This window comes from Legionella pneumophila subsp. pneumophila str. Philadelphia 1 (assembly GCF_000008485.1).
Taxonomy (GTDB): Bacteria; Pseudomonadota; Gammaproteobacteria; order Legionellales; family Legionellaceae; genus Legionella; species Legionella pneumophila.
Map to the genome: position 1 here is coordinate 2,646,910 of NC_002942.5, position 19,048 is coordinate 2,665,957.

Consider the following 19,048-nt stretch of genomic DNA (forward strand, 5'->3'; position numbering starts at 1 on the left):
ATTTATCAATTTTTCCACGGCATTTAACACATTACTGTATATAAATTTTTTGTTGATCTAAAACAGAAACCTAATTATAGTAAATCCTGTAAACACTTCCCTGACTCGATTCATAATGCTTTCTTTTGTAACAGGGTACAGAAAATCAATATCTTGCAATCGATTCAGCAGAAATGTCGTCAGCCCTTATTTCTTTATGAGAACCATAATAATGACTAGATTTGAAAGAAATTTCCTGATTAATAGCTTGATGTTTCTTGAAACCATACTCTCTGTGGACAAGAAGCTGGATGATGCAATTCACCATTTTACTCAAGGCCAATATGAAAACCCCCGCTATCAAATTAATTCACGTATAACAAATGCTGATGACTGGTCCAAAGAGGATAAGCTAAAATTTACTTCTGCAATTGCAGAAGCCATAGCTCTTGTTTCGGAGAAATATGAAAATCCAACCAGTGAGACTACAGAGCAAATACAAAGTGCCCGAAATATATTATTGGATAACTATGTTCCATTACTTACAGCGAACACCGACCCTGAGAATAGATTAAAATCTGTGAGAGAAAATAGTAGTCAGATAAGAAAAGAATTAATTGCCAAACTCAAAGACGAAGTACCTTATAAAAGTCAGTTTGAAAACCCCTATGTTCTTTTCCCATTCGTTGCTGCCACTGTAGCCGTAGCAGCTACTGCTGCGTCAGTGTTGTTTGGCAACAAACCATAAAGGTAGTGTTTTATTACTAATGAAGCCTCTTGTCAGGCTTCATTAAACTCAGAAATATACAGATCATCAGTACTCCAATGGTTATTTCCGTTCAAGATGGACCAAATACGGTCGTTTCAAGAAGGAGCTGATCTCTTACACTCAGAGATAAAATAATGGTTAATTAAATTTATAGGCAGATTCATTACGAATGTCGTCTAACGCTTCTTTTACTTCTTCTTTTATTCGTAGCTGAAACTGGCTGCTTGCTTTTTGGCTGAATCCACGAGACTTATCAGCTCTCCGAATTGGGCAATCAGGATCGTATCTATTGCTTTCAATGTCTTTGATATTCTTGGTTTCTCTACCGAAAAAACCGGGTTCATGTTTCTTTTTCATAATTTGGCCCCTCAGTGTTAAATTTCAGAACACCAATCCATATTAGAGGTATTAAATTAGAAAAACAAGCCAGGAAAAAGGTAGGTCTTCAGGGTAAAATCATACTTTGATTAAATAATACGTCATGCATATCATTCCTACGCGAGTGGGAATCTGTTTCAAATCTTACCCCTCCCTTTGCTATAGAGAAGAGATAGCTTACTGCCTGTGCGGGGATAATAAAATGTGAACCATTGTTTGCGCTATTTATTGTACTTAATGTTATGATCTCGCCCTGACAGGCGAAATCGTTTTACAAAATAATTAAAGGCCAATTGATAGCGCTAACAGCACTTTACTGCTAAGCTATTCAGGCACTACCAATTAATGTTAAATTGAGTTGGCGGCCACAAACCCAAGCCTTGGTTAAGTCCTTCATCACTTCTTTTGGCATACCTTTTGGTAAACGAACAGTAGAGTGATCTTCATGAATTTTAAGACCAGTAATATATCGGCTTTGCAAGCCAGCCTCATTAGCAATAGCCCCTACTATGTTGCCAGGTTTGACTCCATGAATTTTGCCTACATCGATACGAAATAAATCCTGGGCTACTGATTCTTGATTAACGGCCTTCCTGCCATCATTAAATTTTTTTCTTTCATTAGAAAAGTCTTTGGCAAAATCTTTCTTGCTTCCTCGCGCACCTTTCCGATCAGCAAAAGAACTTTTTCTATCTTCCTTAAATCGACCACGTAAATCCAATCCTTTTTCTCCTGCCCGAGCTCTCTCTTCTTTGAATGCTGAAGCTGCTTTAGGCATATTTAATTCTTTTCTCCAAGGCATGTCTTTATGCAGCAATAAAGCAAGAGCAGCCGCAACATCTACTGCTGATACGTCATGCTCTTTAATGTATTCTTCCACAATCCTTTTGTAGGAATACACATGCTCATGATTCAGTCGAGTAGTAATGTTAGACATGAATCTTTGTTGACGAGCCATCTGTATCATATGGTCATTAGGAACTTGAACTTTCTCAATTCGTTGCCTGGTATGGCGTTCAATGCTGGAAATTAAACGCGATTCCTTGGGAGTTACAAATAAAATCGTAACACCAGAACGGCCAGCTCTCCCTGTTCTGCCAATTCTGTGAACATAAGTTTCATTATCATGTGGCATATCATAATTAATCACATGAGTAACTCGCTCGACATCCAAACCTCTTGCAGCGACATCCGTCGCCACCAGAATATCAATCGCTCCTTGTTTAAATTGAGCAATAATCCGCTCACGCAAAGACTGAGTAATATCACCATGAATTGCCATTGCTCTTAATCCATGTTGTTGCAATAGTTCTGCTACTTCCTCAGTACTGCTTTTAGTGCGTACAAAAACGATAACCCCTTGATAATCCTCCACTTCCAAGACCCGGATTAACGCATCCGGTTTTTGATGTACGGAAGCAAATAAAAACCGTTGCTCAATAGACTTGACCGTCGCAGTTTCCATACGGATTTCAATTGAGGCAGGGTCATTCAAATAAGTATTGGCTATTTGACGAATTCGATAGGGCATGGTTGCTGAAAACAATGCCATTTGCTTTTTTTCAGGCAGTTTTTCTAAAATGGTTTCTACATCTTCGATGAAACCCATACGCAACATTTCATCTGCTTCATCCAGAATAAATGTCTTCAGATTATTTAAGAGCAAGGTGCCTTTATCGATATGGTCCAGAATACGTCCTGGCGTTCCAACAACCACTTGCGCACCACTACGCAATTGTTTTAATTGACGACCATATTCTTGCCCACCGCAAAGAACGGCGATCGTCACATTGCGTTGGTACTTGCTTAATAATTCAAATTGCTCTGCAACCTGGATTGCCAATTCACGAGTAGGGGCTAAAATCAAAGCCTGAGTGGTAGATATCTCAGGGGACAAATTTTGCAAAATTGGTAATGCAAAAGCCGCTGTTTTACCTGTACCAGTTTGCGCAAGAGCAATGGCATCACGACCTTGCAATATCAAAGGAATGGTTTGAGCCTGGATAGGCGATGGCGTAATAAACTTCATATCTTCTAACGCCTTATTTAAAGCATTAGAAAAATTAAAAGTAGAGAAGTTTGATATTTCTTGATTCATACTGTTCCTGAATATAATAAAGCGTCTTTCTGAAAAGGCTAACTAATATAAAAAATGTGCATTATAATAACAAAATTAACAAGATGATGCACTATATTTATTAATTTTATCAAGACTACAACCAGGGCAAAATCATATTTTGACTAAATAATACATCACATGTGTCATTCCCACGCAAGTGAAAATCTATTTCAAATTTTGCTCCACAGCTTACAATAAAAATGGCTTCCCGCCTGCGCAGAATGACAAAATATGAACAATCGTTTGTGTTGTTTATTGCACTTAATGATGTGATCTCGTCTTGAGGCAACAACCTGTCTTGATAAAAAATAATTTTATAGAAAGTGCCCTATTTTGACCTTTATTTTTAAATAATAAGAGGAAGAGTTTCTTTAATTAACTCAAACTGTGCCGGTAAGCAACCAATAATTTCACCATCTGCCTCAATTTCTATTTTACTTTCTTCCAACGGCTCTATTTTAATTTTTTTAGTCTGAACATAATGGACATTATTATCCAACAAATGCCCTCCTGAATAAATTTTATATAATTTTAAAAGTGCATTTAGTTTTGAAAATTCATTAAAAGAAACCACATCAAACAAGCCATCGTTCACTTTTGCCATTGGCGCTACATGCATACCTCCGCCAAAATACTGGCCACTGCAGACGGCCATGAGCAGGATGGAGCTATCAAATGGTAGAGCATCGTCTATCTGAACCCTTACTTTGGTTTTACGATAGGTCATCAACCCGGTTAAAGCATGCAACAAGTAATTCAGAGTACCGCCCAGTTTTTTTAACCACTTGCTTTTAGAGACACGCAAAACCACATGTCCTGACAGACCACAGCTGGCAATATTAATAAAATACCTCGACAATTGATTGGCAAGAGTAATTTTCCCAATATCACACTTGATAAATTGGTTATGACTTAATCTATCCAGGAATTCGGTCATTTTCTGTTGGGGAAATTGTCTTGTAAAATCACCGCCACAACCTGCGTTAAAAAAAGCGATTTTTGTTTGCGGATTTTTTAATTTATCTTTCTCAATTAAGCCATTCAAAACATGATTTAAAGTGCCATCTCCACCGATTATTAACAGGCTGTCAGGGTTTTCAGCAAGAAGTCCGTCTGTGATTGCTTCAAGATCATTAACCCTGTTAGATATTCTGTAAACAGTTTGTTCGAATAGGGCATGTAACCCGGGTTTTAGGACTTTCCAAACTTTTTTTCCGCGACCGCCGCCTGCTATAGGATTTATCACTACAGCAATTTTACTCATACTAATGCAGCCAACCGACAAGCCTGATCAATAGCATGACGTGCGTCAAGCTCCAAAGCTTTATAAGCGCCTCCTATTAAATGAACCAACTTGCCTGCCATTTTCAGAGGCTCATACAAATTCTTTAATTCTATTTGGCCTGCACAAATCACTATAGAATCTACTTCCAAAACTTGAGGCTTGTCATCAATAGTCAAGTGCAATCCCTGATCATCAATACGCTCGTAATTTACACCCGAAAGCATTTTGACTTGTTTATGTTTTAAACTGGAGCGATGAATCCATCCGGTAGTTTTTCCCAACCGTTTACCCATTTTTTCTTTTTTGCGTTGTAATAAATACACTTCACGAGGGCTCGGTGCAATTTCAGGTGGTTTTAATCCACCTCTATGCTGCCCGCTAATATCAATTCCCCATTCATTATAAAATTGCTCAGAAGTCAATTGATGATCATGAGTTAAAAACTCAGCGACATCAAAACCAATTCCTCCTGCCCCAATGACGGCAACACGTGAGCCAACGGGTTTGTTTTGAGTAATCACATCAATATAACTCACCACCTTTTTATGATCTATGCCTTTAATTTCGGGAACTCTGGGTATAATTCCACTGGCCAAGACCACTTCATCATAGTCTTTAAGTAATTCCACAGTAGCTTCAGTATTCAAACGTACATCCACTTTATACTTTTGGAGTTGGTAGGCAAAATAATTCAAGGTATGCTGAAACTCTTCTTTTCCAGGAATTTTTTTCGCTAAATTAAACTGCCCGCCAATCTGATTCGCTTTTTCAAACAGGGTAATTTTATGCCCTCGCTCAGCTGCTGTTACAGCAAAAGCAAGGCCAGCTGGCCCAGAACCAACTACAGCAATAGCTTTCGGTTGATTTGTTGTTTCATAAACCAAGGTTGTCTCGTTGCATGCGCGGGGATTAACCAGGCAAGATGCTGTTTTGTTCACAAAAACTTGATCAAGACATGCTTGATTACAAGCGATGCATACATTAATCGCTTTGCTTTCGCCTAATTTTGCTTTTTCTGCAAAGCAGGGATCCGCTAGAAATGGTCTGGCCATAGAGATCATATCTGCGACCCCATCTTCTAATAATTGATTAGCCAATTCTGGTGTATTAATTCGGTTAGATGTAATTACAGGTATTTTAATTTCTGGCTTTAAATGCTGGGTCACTGGAGTGAAGGCAGCAGATGGAACCATCGTTCCTATCGTTGGAATTCTTGCTTCATGCCAACCTATACCCGTATTGATTAAACTGGCACCAGCTTGCTCAATGGCTTTAGCGAGGGTAACCACTTCCTGCCAATTACTCCCCTCAGCCACTAAATCAAGCATGGACAAGCGATAAATGATAATAAAGTGCTCGCCTACCGCCTCACGAACACTGCGAACTATTTCAATAGGAAATCGAATGCGATTGGAGAAACTTCCTCCCCATTCATCCCTTCGATGATTGGTATGAGTAACTATAAACTGGTTTATCAAATATCCTTCGCTTCCCATGATCTCAACCCCATCATAGCCAGCCAATTGAGCCAGTCTGGCACATCGGGCAAAATGTTTGATGGTTTTGATAATTCGTCTTTTACTCATTTCCCACGGTTTAAACGGGCTAATGGGGGATTTAATGCCGCTTGGTGCTACAATAAAAGGGTGATAACCATAACGCCCTGCATGCAATATTTGCAAGGCAATTTTTCCACCTGCTTCATGGACCGCTTGAGTAATGACCTCATGCCGATGTTGCTCTTTACTATTAGTCAGCTTGGCAGCGAAGGGAGCCAGACGGCCAGCTCGGTTAGGAGCAAAACCACCCGTTACGATTAATCCAACTCCACCCTGAGCCCTTTCTCTATAAAAGCTTGCCAGGCGATTTAAATTTTCTTTATCTTCCTCAAGTCCAGTGTGCATTGAACCCATCAATAAACGATTCTTGATTTGGGTAAAGCCCAGATCCAAAGGCTGAAAAATGGCTTTAAAAGGGGTATTATCAATTCTCAATTCCATGAGGACTCTCTGTTTAATTAAAGCTTAAAACATAAAGTATAAACCTTGCTTATTATACAGCAATCATTTTTTACCGATTCAATTAATTTGTAATCCTCTCTCTAAACTTTAAAATAGAGTTTACGAAACTCTCATGGTCTACACAATGAAGGTTTGAACGTGCAAATCCTGATATACTAAATGTCTGAATTAAAAATATTTTTAACCCCAAAAAATCGATTTTTTTTTAAATCCTGTGGAATAAATGTTTTTCTTGGATAATACTAAAAATATTAACGGGCTTTGAAAAATACCAGGAAATGACATGAATAAATCAGGAATAATATTAATTGGTACTATTTTATTCTCAAGCATGGCTATTGCCGATGATCTTACAGCACCAATTTACACAACTGGTCCCAAACCAGTTGCAATAGGCAAGGTAACCTTCACACAAACCCCTTATGGTGTTTTGATTACACCAGACTTAACTAACCTTCCTGAAGGTCCGCATGGTTTCCATTTACATAAAACTGCAGATTGTGGTAACCACGGAATGCATGCAGAAGGACATTATGATCCTCAAAATACCAATAGCCACCAAGGCCCTTATGGTAACGGGCATTTGGGAGATTTACCTGTTTTATATGTCACAAGTAATGGGAAAGCAATGATACCTACTTTAGCCCCTCGTTTGAAATTAAGTGATATGCACAATTTAGCTGTCATGATCCATGCCAATGGAGACACTTACAGTGACAATCCTCCACAAGGTGGCGGGGGGGACCGTATAGCGTGCGGCGTCATTAAATAGTTTTTTGCATTTGAAGCAGATAATCTGCTTCAAATGCAATGATTTATTTGATTCGACCACTCACATGAACCGCATGAATCACAGCAGTAATACGTCCAACTCGTGCAAGGCTTGTATCAGATAAGCCGTGCTCTTTCAATTGACGTGCGTGAGAGCTGACACAAGCCCCACAACCATTGAGAGCAGAAACAGCAAGGGACAATATTTCAAAGGTTACCCTGTCTACCCCCGGAGTCATCATTCCTTGCATTCGTAATCCTGCAGGAATGTGCTCAATTTCCTTAATTTCAGTTAAATGAACAAAGCGATAGTAAATATTAGTCATCGCCATAAGGCTTGCCGCAAGTTGTGCTGCACGTACAATCTGTTCGTTATGCACCAATTCTTTAAGTCCTTTAATTAGAACCTCATTGCCTAAAGAATAACTCACAGCCAATGCAGAACCTAAAATCTGATGCTCACTCAATCCATCACTTTGTTCCAGATCAAGTACCTTAGTCAAATTCAAGCGTATGTCTTTAGCCACTTCCGGTATACTTTCTTTAACATTCTCTAACATGATTGATGCCTCTTTTTTCAATTTATTTGATATGAATTGTTTCTTCACCTTTTTTCCAATTACATGGACAAAGTTCATCGGTCTGTAAAGCATCCAGAACACGTAATACTTCAGCTGGATTGCGCCCTACATTTAAATCCGTAACCATCACAAAACGAGTAATTCCCTGAGGGTCTACAATAAATGTCGCACGTTGGGCAACTCCCTCCTCGTCATCCAATATGCCCAAATTTGCTGTCAATTCTCGTTTAACATCAGCCAGCATGGGAAATGGCAAATTGTTTAAGTCCGGATGCTGATTTCTCCAGGCCAAGTGTACAAATTCACTGTCTGTGCTTCCACCCAGAATTTGAGCATCTCGATCGGCAAACTCGGAATTTAGCCTTCCAAACTCCGCAATTTCAGTAGGGCAGACAAAGGTAAAATCTTTAGGCCAAAAAAATACGACTAACCATTTACCCCGATACGTTTCATTAGAGATCATTTGAAATGCATTACTTACATCATTGGCCACCGTTGCTTTAAGTTGAAACTCTGGAAATTTGTTGCCTACCGTAATCATAAGTTTTCTCCTCATTAAATTAACACCATTTTCATTGTTAAATTTAGGTGAAACCGCTAAATAAATAAAATCAATTGTTTTTATCAAAACGATAAACAAAATTAATCATAATAAAAATTATTAATCCATTTTGCAAAATATTTGGCTTTTATGTTTTTATAAACTACTTTTAAAGAAGGGCCTGTGGAGGAATATTGGTATGGAAGACCCTTTTTCTGTATTGCTAAAATCATTACAATCAGTATTTCATTTAGAGGCAATGAGAAATGGCAAGTACACTTTTCCAGCAGTTCAACATCTTAAAGAAGCCACCGAGAACTACAATCCAAAAGCCAGAAATACTTTTATTGAACTGCTTAGAGCAATTAGAGAAGCCTTGCCTTATATTGAAAAATGGCGGATTAATTTTAATGTAATCAGAAAATCCATGGATGCTCTGGCTAAATTGCACCACATGCCAACTATTGACTGGAATCAGGTCTTATCTCATCCAAAAGTATCGCCACGATTTCAATTCAGCGCACTGAATCATTCTCATCATGACTATGATTTAACGACCTGGCTTGAAAAAAAGGTAGGAAAACCCTTTGCTCAATTGGATCATACTGAATTAACCCAAACGCTGGTTGACAACCGGGATAGGTTTGGATTTAGCCAAAAATTGAGCAATCACTTAAAAAAAGATCCTGATTTTTTATACACTATCATTCTCAGGTCAGAAAGAAATTTCATCAAAATTTCTCAAACCCGCTTGATTCTTTACTTAACAGACGAACAACTTGCCAGAGCTATAATTAAGCATATTCCCGTTTTGATGCATAAAAGAAAAGAACCCTTCGAGCAAATAGAGCAATTGATTCATACTCTCAACGAAATATTATCCAATGGTCGTTCCGTATCAACTCTTTTACGAAACACAGACGCTAAAACCATCCTGGAGAATTCGCCATTATTTCAAATGTATTTGAGTGAGGAATATAAAAACAGACATCAACATCCCAATAAAGACCCTGATTTAAAAACAAACGAGTCATTGAAACCTGGTTTATAAAACCAAGGTGCGACAGCACCCTGCCCTGAAAAATTCACAAAGCAGGGTAATCAGCAAAAACAACAGAATCAAATCTATCAAGAATTAACCCGGTCTGGTTAATCCAATAAGCCTAAAGACTTGACCGTGTCACGCTCACTTCGTAATTCGTTTAAAGTGGTATTGAATCTCTCGCGGCCAAAATCGTTGAACTCCAAGTTCTCGACCACTTTTAATTCGCCATGTTCTCTTCGGCATGGGAAAGAGAAAATCAAACCTTCATCGACTCCGTACTCTCCCTTTGAGCGACGGCACATTGAAAACGATTCGCCAGCAGGAGTATCCGTAACCAAATGATTAACTCCTGTAATTATCGCATTGGCGGCAGAAGCAGCAGAAGATGAACCCCGTGCCTTGATCACTGCGGCTCCTCGTTGCTGGACGGTTGATACAAAAGTCTCTTTTAACCAGGTTTCATCATTAATGACTTGCGCAGCAGAAGTTCCATTGATTTTTGCGTTATAAAAATCGGGATATTGGGTGGCGGAATGATTACCCCAAATCGTCATTTGAGTCACTGCAGTAATGTCAACGCCTGCTTTTTTAGCCAATTGAGTACGAGCTCTTAACTCATCCAATGTGGTCATTGCATAAAAACGATCAGAAGGCACGTCTTTTGCGTGATTCATAGCAATTAGGCAATTGGTATTGCAAGGGTTTCCCACAACAAATACCCGTACATCATCACTGGCATAATCATTAATCGCCTGACCTTGTTTGGTGAATATACCACCATTGATTTGTAATAAATCAGAACGCTCCATGCCTTGCTTTCGCGGAACTGAACCGACTAATAATGCCCAGTTAACACCATCCATTGCCTTATTCAAATCTGCAGTACAAACAATGCGTTTTAATAAGGGAAATGCGCAATCATCAAGCTCCATAGCGACTCCTTCCAGTGAGGGAAGTGCCGGCTCAAGTTCAAGTAAATTCAATTCCACTTCAGTATTTGGCCCAAACATTTGACCGGAAGCAATACGAAACACCAAGGCATAACCTATTTGCCCTGCTGCACCTGTGACAGCAACTCTTACTCGATTATTTGTCATATGATTTCCTCTTATTCAACCACTCTCTAACTAAAAATAGCGCAGCAATACTGCGCGCCTCGGTAAAATCCGGTTTTTCCAATAACTCATAAGCAGCGTGTAAAGGCCACTCTACTGTTTCAGGAGGCTCAGGCTCATCACCTGGCAACGGCGAATGGTACAAACCCTCTGCAACAATAAGCTCAATGCGAGCTCCAAAATAACCAGGAGCCAATGACATGGAACGAATCCAGTGCAGTTCCCTTGCCGCAAACCCAGTCTCTTCACGTAACTCTCTGTTAGCTGCTTCTATAGGGGTTTCATTTCTGTCTATCACTCCCTTGGGAAATGATAATTCATAAGAATCAGTACCTGCGGCGTATTCCCGAACTAATAATAATGATTCTCCGGGAGTCAATGCAACTATTAACACCGCACCATGACCATGACTTTTAATCCGCTCATAGACTCGCTGAGCCCCATTGGAAAATTCCAGATACATTTCTTCAACTGTAAACAACCGGGATTTGGCTATCACGGTCCTTTGCTTACATTTTGGTTTATTTCGCATCAATGGTCATCACTTAATTTTGTAGCAAAATTGCTATCATGATACTATCGCATTCCCTAACAAGCCAGTTTAAAAATTGTAATGCTTCCGTTATCCTTGTACATTCATATTCCCTGGTGCATCAGAAAATGCCCATACTGTGATTTTAACTCACACAAAAGCCCTGATGTTTTACCCGAACACCAGTATATTCAGGCTTTGATTGAAGACCTTAAAACGGATATTTCCTCATACAATACCCGTGAAATTAACTCCATTTTTATTGGTGGCGGCACACCCAGTTTATTTTCAGCCGAAGCTTATAACAACTTATTTAATGAATTAAAGCGCATACTCCCCTTTGCAAAAAATATTGAAATTACAATGGAAGCCAATCCCGGTACTGTAGAACAACATCGATTTACTGATTATAGACAATCAGGAATCAATCGTCTTTCTTTGGGAATTCAAAGCTTTAATCCCAATCATTTAAAAATTCTTGGCCGTATTCATGACGAGAAACAAGCCCATTCTGCTATAGATACTGCCCGTAAAGCCGGCTTTGATAATCTCAATCTTGATATCATGCACAGTTTACCCAATCAAAGTGTAACGCAGGGATTACAGGATCTTAAGACCGCTTTATCCTATCAACCTGAGCATTTATCCTGGTATCAATTAACCATAGAACCGAATACTGTATTTTACAAGCATACTCCTCCCCTACCTTCTGAAGAAGAAGATTACTTGCTGGAGGAACAAGGATTTGCCCTGTTACATAATTCCGGATATCACCGCTATGAAATTTCTGCCTTTTCCAAACCGGAAAAGCAAGCCAGACACAATATCAATTATTGGCTATTCGGTGATTATTTGGGTATAGGCGCTGGTGCTCATGGAAAAATGACAACCCCAAACGCAATAATAAGAACCCGTAAGCACCGTCAACCCAAAGATTATCTGGATAATGAGAAACCTTATCTGGCTGCTTGCGAAACCATTACAGGTAAAGAATTGTTGTTTGAGTTTATGCTGAATACAACCCGGTTGGAACAATCCATACCTTTAGACTTATTTACGACAACGACAGGATTGGAACTTAATCAGCTTTTACCCTTGCTGAAATTAGCTAATAAGAAACAATTGATTAATTTAACAGATACTCATTGGCAAGTAACACCATTAGGCAGGCAATATACTAATGATTTGCAAGCCTTGTTTCTGCCCTAGTTCGCTGTTTCAAAAATTATTGATTCTTGCTTCATTGCAGAGAGTGGATTAGAGAAGGGGGTTTATATCCCCCCATTAATTGCTCAACGCGTTCTGCAACAGCCAGAGAGGTAGTATCTTTCCAGCGATTAGCGGCTATTAATACATTAATGGGCAACCCCTCGGCTGAAGTCCCGCATCTTAGGCTAATCGTTGGAAATCCACTTAAATTGTGTGTCATCGCATAGGAAAAATCGCTGATTTCTTTAATCCCAATCCCATGCGGTTTTGCTACTGTTGGAAACACTGGACTAATCAATACATCATAATCTTGCATGAATAAAGCGAGTTCCAGACGAAACAAATCGATTTCACGCATGCGTTGATGCAATTGAGTCACCGAGAATTGCGTTTGTTCCGCTTGACGCAAGAACTCTTGTAATTCCCATGACAGATTGTTAACCCCTAATTCCGATAACATAGTTTTAAATCCCGCTCCGCGATCGCCCCCGAGAAAAAGCTCCCAGTGCAAATCAAAAGCCTTGCTGACACAATCAGGTCGTACCTCCCTCACTATAGCCACATCATCCTGCAAAGCCAAGGCTGCTGATTTAACAACGTTCTGTATCTCCGCATCAACTGGCGTAAAACCATTCTCTGTAAAATAGGCTACACGTAATTTTTTTAGTGGTGCAGCAGGCATAACAGGAACCGGATTTGTATAAGGATCATATTGGTCAGAACCCGCAAGCACGGAGAGTCCTAAACGAAGGTCACTGACAGAACGAGCCATTGGTCCAAAAGAAATCAGGTTGCCAATAAGACCATAGGAATCCCCACCTACAGATCCTGTATGAGGAAGATGGCCATGTGTTGGCTTCAATGCAACAATACCGCAACAATGGGCAGGCTGCATTAAACTACCTCCACCATCGGAGCCCAAAGCAAAAGGAACGCCTCCTGCAGCGATCAAAGCCGCGGAACCACCACTACTGCCTCCACTGGTTCTTGCCAGATCATAAGGATTATTGGTCCGTCCATAGATTAAATTATCCGAATCACCACCGCGACACAATTCAGGAACATTAGTTAAGCCAAGAATAATTGCTCCTTCCTTTTTCAGTCGAGAAACCAGGGTCGCATCACGTACTGCTTTTTCTCCCTTGTAAAATCCTGAACATGCCGAAGAACAAATTAGTCCTTTCACATACAAAGCGTCTTTTATGGCAACAGGCAACCCCATTAACTTGTTCAGATTTTTTTTCGAAGAGATACTCTTGTCAATTTCCTTTGCCTGCTTTAAGCATTCCTCAGGGGGAATACGTTCGGTGAGCGCATTGATTACAGGATTAATCTTATCAATATGGTTTAAGTGCGCCACCATGACCTCTGCAGCCGAGAGTTCTTTCATTTTAATGCGGCGAATGATTTCTGTTGCAGAAAGGAGATGAATGGCATCCATAGCTTTAGTAAAATTTCCTTAAATAATGGAGTAGAATGATAGTGACACACCGAACAGGACTAAAAAGCAACATTCAGTATCCGTCTCAAACTATTGCAAATAATTCAAATTCTATGGAACATCCTCTTTTTTAGCAATATGAACGCTCTTGTTGGATCAAATTATACCAACCATGGCTGCTGTTTGCATAAACAAGTCAATTCCTACACTCATTCCAGCACTAAACATGGAATTAAATTGAAATAACATGAAATGAATTCTATTATCTAGTCTTGGCATATTTTCTATCTTAAAATTGCCTGTTAATTGAGATTGGTTGATAATAAAAATTATTCCCGAGTAAGGAGAAATCGGTGGCGCTTTTTATATTTCTAATACTAGTTGGTTATTTAATGGGCTCCATTAATTCAGCTATCATAGTGTGCCGTACGTTCGGGCTCCCCGACCCAAGAGAAGAGGGTTCAAAAAACCCAGGGGCTACTAATGTACTCCGTCTTGGAGGGAAGCAGTACGGTATTATGGTCATGGTATTCGATGCTTTAAAAGGTATACTTCCTGTCATCCTGGCCAAATTTTTAAGTGCCGAACCTGTAACCGTTGCCTTTACTGCTTTAGCAGCCGTTGTTGGTCATATGTACCCTGTTTTCTTTCATTTCAGAGGGGGAAAAGGTGTTGCTACAACAATAGGAGCCTTGTTAGCATTTCATTTTATAATTGGTGTCATGGTTGCCGCGACCTGGTTACTGGTAGCAAATTTCTGGCGCTATTCCTCTTTAGCATCAATAGCTTCTATCTCTTTAGCTCCTTTTTACTCCTTAATATTGGTGGGTAATCTTAATATTTTCCCCCCATTATTCATGATCACCATTCTGGTTCTCTACAAACACAGAGATAATTTTAATCGTTTGATAGATGGAAAAGAGCCTAAAATCAAGTTCAAACACAGTGTGATAGAGGAAATAATGGAGGCTTCTCCAGCTACTTCTGCAGAGCAAGAGTTTCCTGGCAAAGAAGTCATTGATACGAATATTGATGAAACAGAAAAGACAGAACAAGCTGAGGCTGTAAAAAAACCAAAAGTCAAAAAAGCAACAACAAAAGCAAAAAAGACAACCAGCAAGGAAGAAACAACTAAAAAACCGAAATCAACCAAACCTAAAACGAAAACAGTCAAAGAAAAGGAATAAGGCGCAGCACCTATTAATGCACAAGCAAAGATGCGCCGAAGTCACCTACCCTTGAACGCCCATATTCGAGTGCAAATTGCCAGATCATTGCGACTAAAAAAGCGGAGTGTATAGATGAGTACATGAGCATTTTTTAGAGCAATGATCTGGCAAGATGCGCCGAAGACGGGCGTTCAAGCGAGGGGCCAACGAGGTTTGACTATAACCCCCAACCCCCCATCAATCTCCCCCCGCATCATGCGCAAACATCCTGCATAAGCGACCATTGCACCATTATCTGTGCAATATTCCAGAGCGGGGAAGTACACTTCCCCTTGGATGTCCTTAATCCATTTTTGCAAAGCGCTGCGCAACGCTTTATTGGCTCCTACTCCACCGGCTACCACAAGGCGCTTTGATTGAGACTCTTTAATTGCTCTTTTGCATTTTATAATTAGTGTTTCAACTACTGCTTGTTGGAATGCTTTTGCAATTTCGGAGCGGTCGCTTTCTTTTTTTTCACTTTGATTCCAGGTGTTTAAGGCATGAGTTTTTAGTCCGCTAAAACTAAAGTCCAAGCCTGGCCTGTCAGTCATGGGACGGGGAAATTGATAGGGAGTTGATAAACATTGATCAGCCAAATTTGCCAACACGGCTCCTCCAGGATAGGGAATCCCCATCAGTTTGGCTGTCTTGTCAAAGGCTTCTCCTACTGCATCGTCGAGAGTATCTCCTAATAATCGATACTCACCAATATTATTTACTTCTATCAGTTGACAATGGCCACCGGAAACCAACAGGGCAATAAAGGGAAAGTCCAGAGATGGGGTTTCCATTTTTGCGGCTAACAGATGGGCTTCCAAATGATGAATAGCCAATGCCGGGATATTTAAGGCGTAGGCGAGACTTTTGGCAAAGCAGGAGCCAACTAACAAAGCGCCAATTAATCCAGGTCCTGCGGTGTAAGCTATTCCATCCAATTGGTTTTTACGAATTTGCGCTTTAGTTAGTACCTCATCGACCAAAGGAACCAAGTAATTCACATGATCTCTTGATGCCAGTTCTGGAACAACACCGCCATGTACACGATGAGTGGCAATTTGTGAATGCAAGGCGTGGGACAATAATCCTGATTCTGAATCATAGACAGCAACACCTGTTTCATCACAGGAAGACTCTATACCCAATACAAGCATGAACTACCTCAATAATCGGAATCAATTTTCCAGATTTTAATCATTTTTCAATTATATCACAGACAAAAGATACCATTAAATTAAAGAACAATGTCTTGATAATTTGCTAAAATAGCAAGAAACGTATAGATTAATCTTGACGTGTGGAAAATCTAGCACTAGAATTGCCCACCTATTAAGATTAAATAACCAGAGGACTAGTTAATGCCTACCGTTCGTGTAAAAGAAGGCGAAAACCCAGAATATGCACTACGACGTTTCAAACGCTCTTGTGAAAAAGCCGGTATTTTAACCGAATTACGTCGCCGTGAGTTTTATGAAAAACCAACCGCAGAGCGTAAGCGCAAGCAAGCTGCTGCAGTAAAACGTCATCTTAAAAAAATATCTCGTGATGTTAGTTCAAGACGAGGTGTTGGTCACCGACGTAAAAAAAGCACTACCTGATCTGATTTTTTCAAGATTGACTGCACTAAAAAGCAAGTTTGCGTGAGGCACTTAAACAGTGCCCTATTTTGGAAGCTCTGTTATTTTTAATTGTTTTTATTTGAAATTAGCCTTCGTGGCAGTTTCGGTAGTAAATCGCAGCTCGTCCTATATTACACCAAGGTCACATTGTATGTGACCTTTTGTTTTTTAAGGAATTAAAATGACTATAAAAGAACAAATCAACAATGACATTAAAGACGCTATGCGCGCAAAGGACAAAAACTTGCTCAATGCTTTACGCTTAATCAGTGCTGCGGTAAAACAAATTGAAGTTGATGAGCGCATTGAAGTGGATGACGAGCGCATGTTAGTCATCCTGGATAAAATGTCCAAACAACGCAAAGAATCTATTGCTCAATTTGAAAAAGCAAGCCGTGACGATCTCGTTGCCCAGGAGCAGTTTGAATTGAATATCATTTCAAAATACCTGCCTGAACCTTTAACTGACAATGAAATTGAAGAGTTAATCTGCGACGCGATCAAGTCTACTGGCGCTGAAAAAATGTCTGATATGGGTAAAGTCATGGCTATCCTTAAGCCAAAATTACAAGGACGCGCGGACATGGCCCAAGTCAGCGCCCGGATAAAGGCGAAATTAAGCTGAGTTCCAATATGTCTGGCTTAATCCCACAGCCATTCATTGATGATCTATTAAACCGCACTGATTTGGTGGAATTAATAGACGGATATGTTCCTTTGAAAAAAAGAGGCAACAGTCATATTGCATGTTGCCCTTTCCATAATGAGAAAACACCATCATTCAATGTCGTTGCAAAAAAACAATTTTATCATTGTTTTGGTTGTGGCGCTTCAGGTAACGCCATCAGTTTTGTAATGAATTATCTGAATCAAGGTTTTACAGATGCTGTTGAAACCCTCGCGACACGCTTGGGTTTAAGTGTCCCACGGGATGGTACAGGAGAGAAACATAAATCATCTCTCAATCTCTATAATCTCATGTCAGAAGTCAGCCAATATTACCAAAAAAAATTAAAATATAATGGACAAGTGGCAATTGACTACCTTCGCAACCGAGGTCTTAGTGGGGAAATTGCCAAACGATATCATTTAGGCTATGCACCTGAAGGTTGGCATAACCTGGAAAAAGCTTTCCCAAACAATCAGCGTGAACTATTGAGTACCGGTATGCTCATTAAAAGCGATGAAGGTAAAATTTATGATAGATATCGTAATCGAATTATGTTCCCCATCCATGACAGAAACGGTCGTGTGATTGGTTTTGGTGGACGTGTACTCGATAAAGATCAAAAACCCAAATACCTTAACTCGCCTGAAACAGTACTTTTTCAAAAAAGTCGTGAGTTATATGGCTTACATCAAGTTCTATCTCAGCAGAAAAATCCCGACAGTATTATTGTTGTTGAAGGTTACATGGATGTCATTGCCTTGGCACAACATGGCATTTTTAATGTGGTAGCAACATTGGGAACTGCCACCAGCACATTCCATATACAACTATTGGCAAAGCATACCAAACATCTCATTTTTTGCTTTGATGGTGATGCAGCGGGTAAACAAGCAGCCTGGCGAGCATTGGAGAGCAGTTTACCGCATTTGAATGCCGGATTAGATGCCGGATTTATTTTCTTGCCGAATGAACATGACCCGGATAGCCTGGTAAGAAATGAAGGAAAAAACGGTTTCCTCGAGCTCTTGCAACAAGCAACACCACTCCACCGCTTTTTCTTTGATACGTTAAGTAAAGACATTAATTTGTCAAACCCTGCAGGAAAAACACAGCTTATCAACGCAGTGAAACCCTATTTGCAAAAAATGGTTGAGGGCTCATACAAACAGTTGCTTATTGATGACCTGTCACGCTTAACCCATATTGAAAGCCATCGGTTAACTAATTTGATTACTGATAAATCGGAAAGCAAGCCGGAAGTACAAGCTGCTATTTCTCGTTCACCACTGCGTATTGCTATCGCGCTCCTCTTACAAAACCCCGAAATTTATTCTATAGCAATACAACAAATCAATCCTGCTTTGCTCCATGAACAGGAGCATCATATTTTATTGAAATTATTGCAACAATTAAAAGACAAGCCCAATGCCAATACTGCCACCCTCATTGAATTCTGGCGCAATAGCAGTTATTTTGAATTGATAGTTAAATTGGCAGCCTGGGATCATCAAGTGCCTGAGCAGGAGCTGACTAAAGAATTTATTGATGTCTTATTATTTTTACAAAAACAAAATCGTGAGATATTGATACGACAATACATAGAAAAATCCAGAAAAACTGGCTTAACAGAAGCTGAACGGCTCAGTTTACAAAATTTATTAAAGGAAAGACATGGGCAAGCTGAAATTGAAAAATAAAAATACTGAAATACTGGTATGTTGCAGCTACCCAGTTTATAATTTAAAACTTTTTGTAATTTCCCATT

The 19,048-nt window shown here is 39.7% G+C and carries 19 protein-coding genes; 8 read left to right on the forward strand and 11 right to left on the reverse strand.

What is annotated here, in order from left to right; all coding sequences use genetic code 11:
- The first annotated feature begins 211 nt into the window (after positions 1 to 211).
- On the forward strand, positions 212 to 727 hold the full coding sequence (gene mavE / locus LPG_RS11780; protein WP_015444130.1) for a Dot/Icm T4SS effector MavE: 516 nt from the start codon (positions 212 to 214) through the stop codon (positions 725 to 727).
- Between the two features lie 159 nt (positions 728 to 886).
- Here the strand turns inward: mavE and LPG_RS11785 are convergent, their stop codons facing one another.
- The 4 genes from LPG_RS11785 to LPG_RS11800 all read right to left on the reverse strand — a co-directional run bounded on the left by LPG_RS11785 (position 887) and on the right by LPG_RS11800 (position 6,530).
- Complete coding sequence (locus LPG_RS11785) at positions 887 to 1,105, reverse strand: hypothetical protein (RefSeq protein ID WP_014326988.1); 219 nt, start codon at positions 1,103 to 1,105, stop codon at positions 887 to 889.
- A 349-nt stretch (positions 1,106 to 1,454) separates the two neighbouring features.
- Complete coding sequence (locus LPG_RS11790; RefSeq protein ID WP_010948051.1) at positions 1,455 to 3,224, reverse strand: DEAD/DEAH box helicase; 1,770 nt, start codon at positions 3,222 to 3,224, stop codon at positions 1,455 to 1,457.
- A 367-nt stretch (positions 3,225 to 3,591) separates the two neighbouring features.
- Entirely contained in the window at positions 3,592 to 4,509 is a 918-nt protein-coding gene (locus LPG_RS11795; RefSeq protein WP_015444129.1) for a diacylglycerol/lipid kinase family protein, read from the reverse strand.
- Positions 4,506 to 6,530, reverse strand: coding sequence for an NADPH-dependent 2,4-dienoyl-CoA reductase (locus LPG_RS11800; RefSeq protein WP_010948053.1), 2,025 nt, complete (start codon positions 6,528 to 6,530; stop codon positions 4,506 to 4,508). The genes LPG_RS11795 and LPG_RS11800 overlap by 4 nt, the downstream gene beginning before the upstream one ends.
- 304 nt (positions 6,531 to 6,834) lie before the next feature.
- Here LPG_RS11800 and sodC point away from each other — a divergent pair, with 304 nt between their 5' ends.
- Positions 6,835 to 7,323 carry a superoxide dismutase SodC gene (sodC, locus tag LPG_RS11805; protein ID WP_010948054.1) on the forward strand — a complete coding sequence of 163 codons (489 nt, stop codon included), beginning with the start codon at positions 6,835 to 6,837 and terminating at the stop codon, positions 7,321 to 7,323.
- 43 nt (positions 7,324 to 7,366) lie between these two features.
- Here the strand turns inward: sodC and LPG_RS11810 are convergent, their stop codons facing one another.
- Both LPG_RS11810 and LPG_RS11815 read right to left on the reverse strand, forming a co-directional pair.
- Positions 7,367 to 7,882, reverse strand: coding sequence for a carboxymuconolactone decarboxylase family protein (locus LPG_RS11810; protein WP_010948055.1), 516 nt, complete (start codon positions 7,880 to 7,882; stop codon positions 7,367 to 7,369).
- Between the two features lie 22 nt (positions 7,883 to 7,904).
- The gene (locus LPG_RS11815) at positions 7,905 to 8,444 is read right to left on the reverse strand and encodes a peroxiredoxin (RefSeq protein WP_015444127.1); all 540 of its coding nucleotides are present in this window, start codon (positions 8,442 to 8,444) and stop codon (positions 7,905 to 7,907) included.
- A 130-nt stretch (positions 8,445 to 8,574) separates the two neighbouring features.
- Between LPG_RS11815 and mavF the strand changes: the two genes are divergently transcribed.
- A complete protein-coding gene (gene mavF / locus LPG_RS11820; RefSeq protein ID WP_010948057.1) occupies positions 8,575 to 9,495 on the forward strand; it encodes a Dot/Icm T4SS effector MavF in 921 nt (306 codons plus the stop codon).
- A 98-nt stretch (positions 9,496 to 9,593) separates the two neighbouring features.
- Here the strand turns inward: mavF and LPG_RS11825 are convergent, their stop codons facing one another.
- A complete protein-coding gene (locus LPG_RS11825; protein ID WP_010948058.1) occupies positions 9,594 to 10,586 on the reverse strand; it encodes a malate dehydrogenase in 993 nt (330 codons plus the stop codon).
- Entirely contained in the window at positions 10,576 to 11,136 is a 561-nt protein-coding gene (gene nudE, locus LPG_RS11830; protein WP_015444124.1) for an ADP compounds hydrolase NudE, read from the reverse strand. Before nudE ends, LPG_RS11825 begins: the two co-directional genes overlap by 11 nt.
- Positions 11,137 to 11,217: 81 nt before the next feature.
- Between nudE and hemW the strand changes: the two genes are divergently transcribed.
- A complete protein-coding gene (gene hemW, locus LPG_RS11835; protein ID WP_010948060.1) occupies positions 11,218 to 12,345 on the forward strand; it encodes a radical SAM family heme chaperone HemW in 1,128 nt (375 codons plus the stop codon).
- Between the two features lie 31 nt (positions 12,346 to 12,376).
- Here the strand turns inward: hemW and LPG_RS11840 are convergent, their stop codons facing one another.
- Both LPG_RS11840 and LPG_RS15425 read right to left on the reverse strand, forming a co-directional pair.
- On the reverse strand, positions 12,377 to 13,786 hold the full coding sequence (locus LPG_RS11840) for an amidase (protein WP_010948061.1): 1,410 nt from the start codon (positions 13,784 to 13,786) through the stop codon (positions 12,377 to 12,379).
- A gap of 156 nt (positions 13,787 to 13,942) precedes the next feature.
- On the reverse strand, positions 13,943 to 14,065 hold the full coding sequence (locus tag LPG_RS15425) for a hypothetical protein (protein ID WP_015444123.1): 123 nt from the start codon (positions 14,063 to 14,065) through the stop codon (positions 13,943 to 13,945).
- Positions 14,066 to 14,139: 74 nt separating this feature from the next.
- Here LPG_RS15425 and plsY point away from each other — a divergent pair, with 74 nt between their 5' ends.
- Positions 14,140 to 14,973: a glycerol-3-phosphate 1-O-acyltransferase PlsY gene (gene plsY / locus LPG_RS11845; RefSeq protein ID WP_010948062.1), complete on the forward strand. Its 834-nt coding sequence runs from the start codon at positions 14,140 to 14,142 to the stop codon at positions 14,971 to 14,973.
- 173 nt (positions 14,974 to 15,146) lie between these two features.
- Here the strand turns inward: plsY and tsaD are convergent, their stop codons facing one another.
- Entirely contained in the window at positions 15,147 to 16,148 is a 1,002-nt protein-coding gene (gene tsaD / locus LPG_RS11850; RefSeq protein ID WP_010948063.1) for a tRNA (adenosine(37)-N6)-threonylcarbamoyltransferase complex transferase subunit TsaD, read from the reverse strand.
- Between the two features lie 204 nt (positions 16,149 to 16,352).
- On the opposite strand from tsaD, the gene rpsU reads away from it, so the two are divergent.
- The 3 genes from rpsU (at position 16,353) to dnaG (ending at position 18,980) form a co-directional block, all read left to right on the forward strand.
- Positions 16,353 to 16,592, forward strand: a complete 240-nt coding sequence (gene rpsU / locus LPG_RS11855) for a 30S ribosomal protein S21 (protein ID WP_010948064.1) — start codon at positions 16,353 to 16,355, stop codon at positions 16,590 to 16,592.
- 202 nt (positions 16,593 to 16,794) lie between these two features.
- Entirely contained in the window at positions 16,795 to 17,238 is a 444-nt protein-coding gene (locus LPG_RS11860) for a lpg2359 family Dot/Icm T4SS effector (RefSeq protein WP_010948065.1), read from the forward strand.
- 8 nt (positions 17,239 to 17,246) lie between these two features.
- Positions 17,247 to 18,980: a DNA primase gene (gene dnaG / locus LPG_RS11865; RefSeq protein ID WP_014842314.1), complete on the forward strand. Its 1,734-nt coding sequence runs from the start codon at positions 17,247 to 17,249 to the stop codon at positions 18,978 to 18,980.
- Positions 18,981 to 19,048 lie beyond the last annotated feature (68 nt).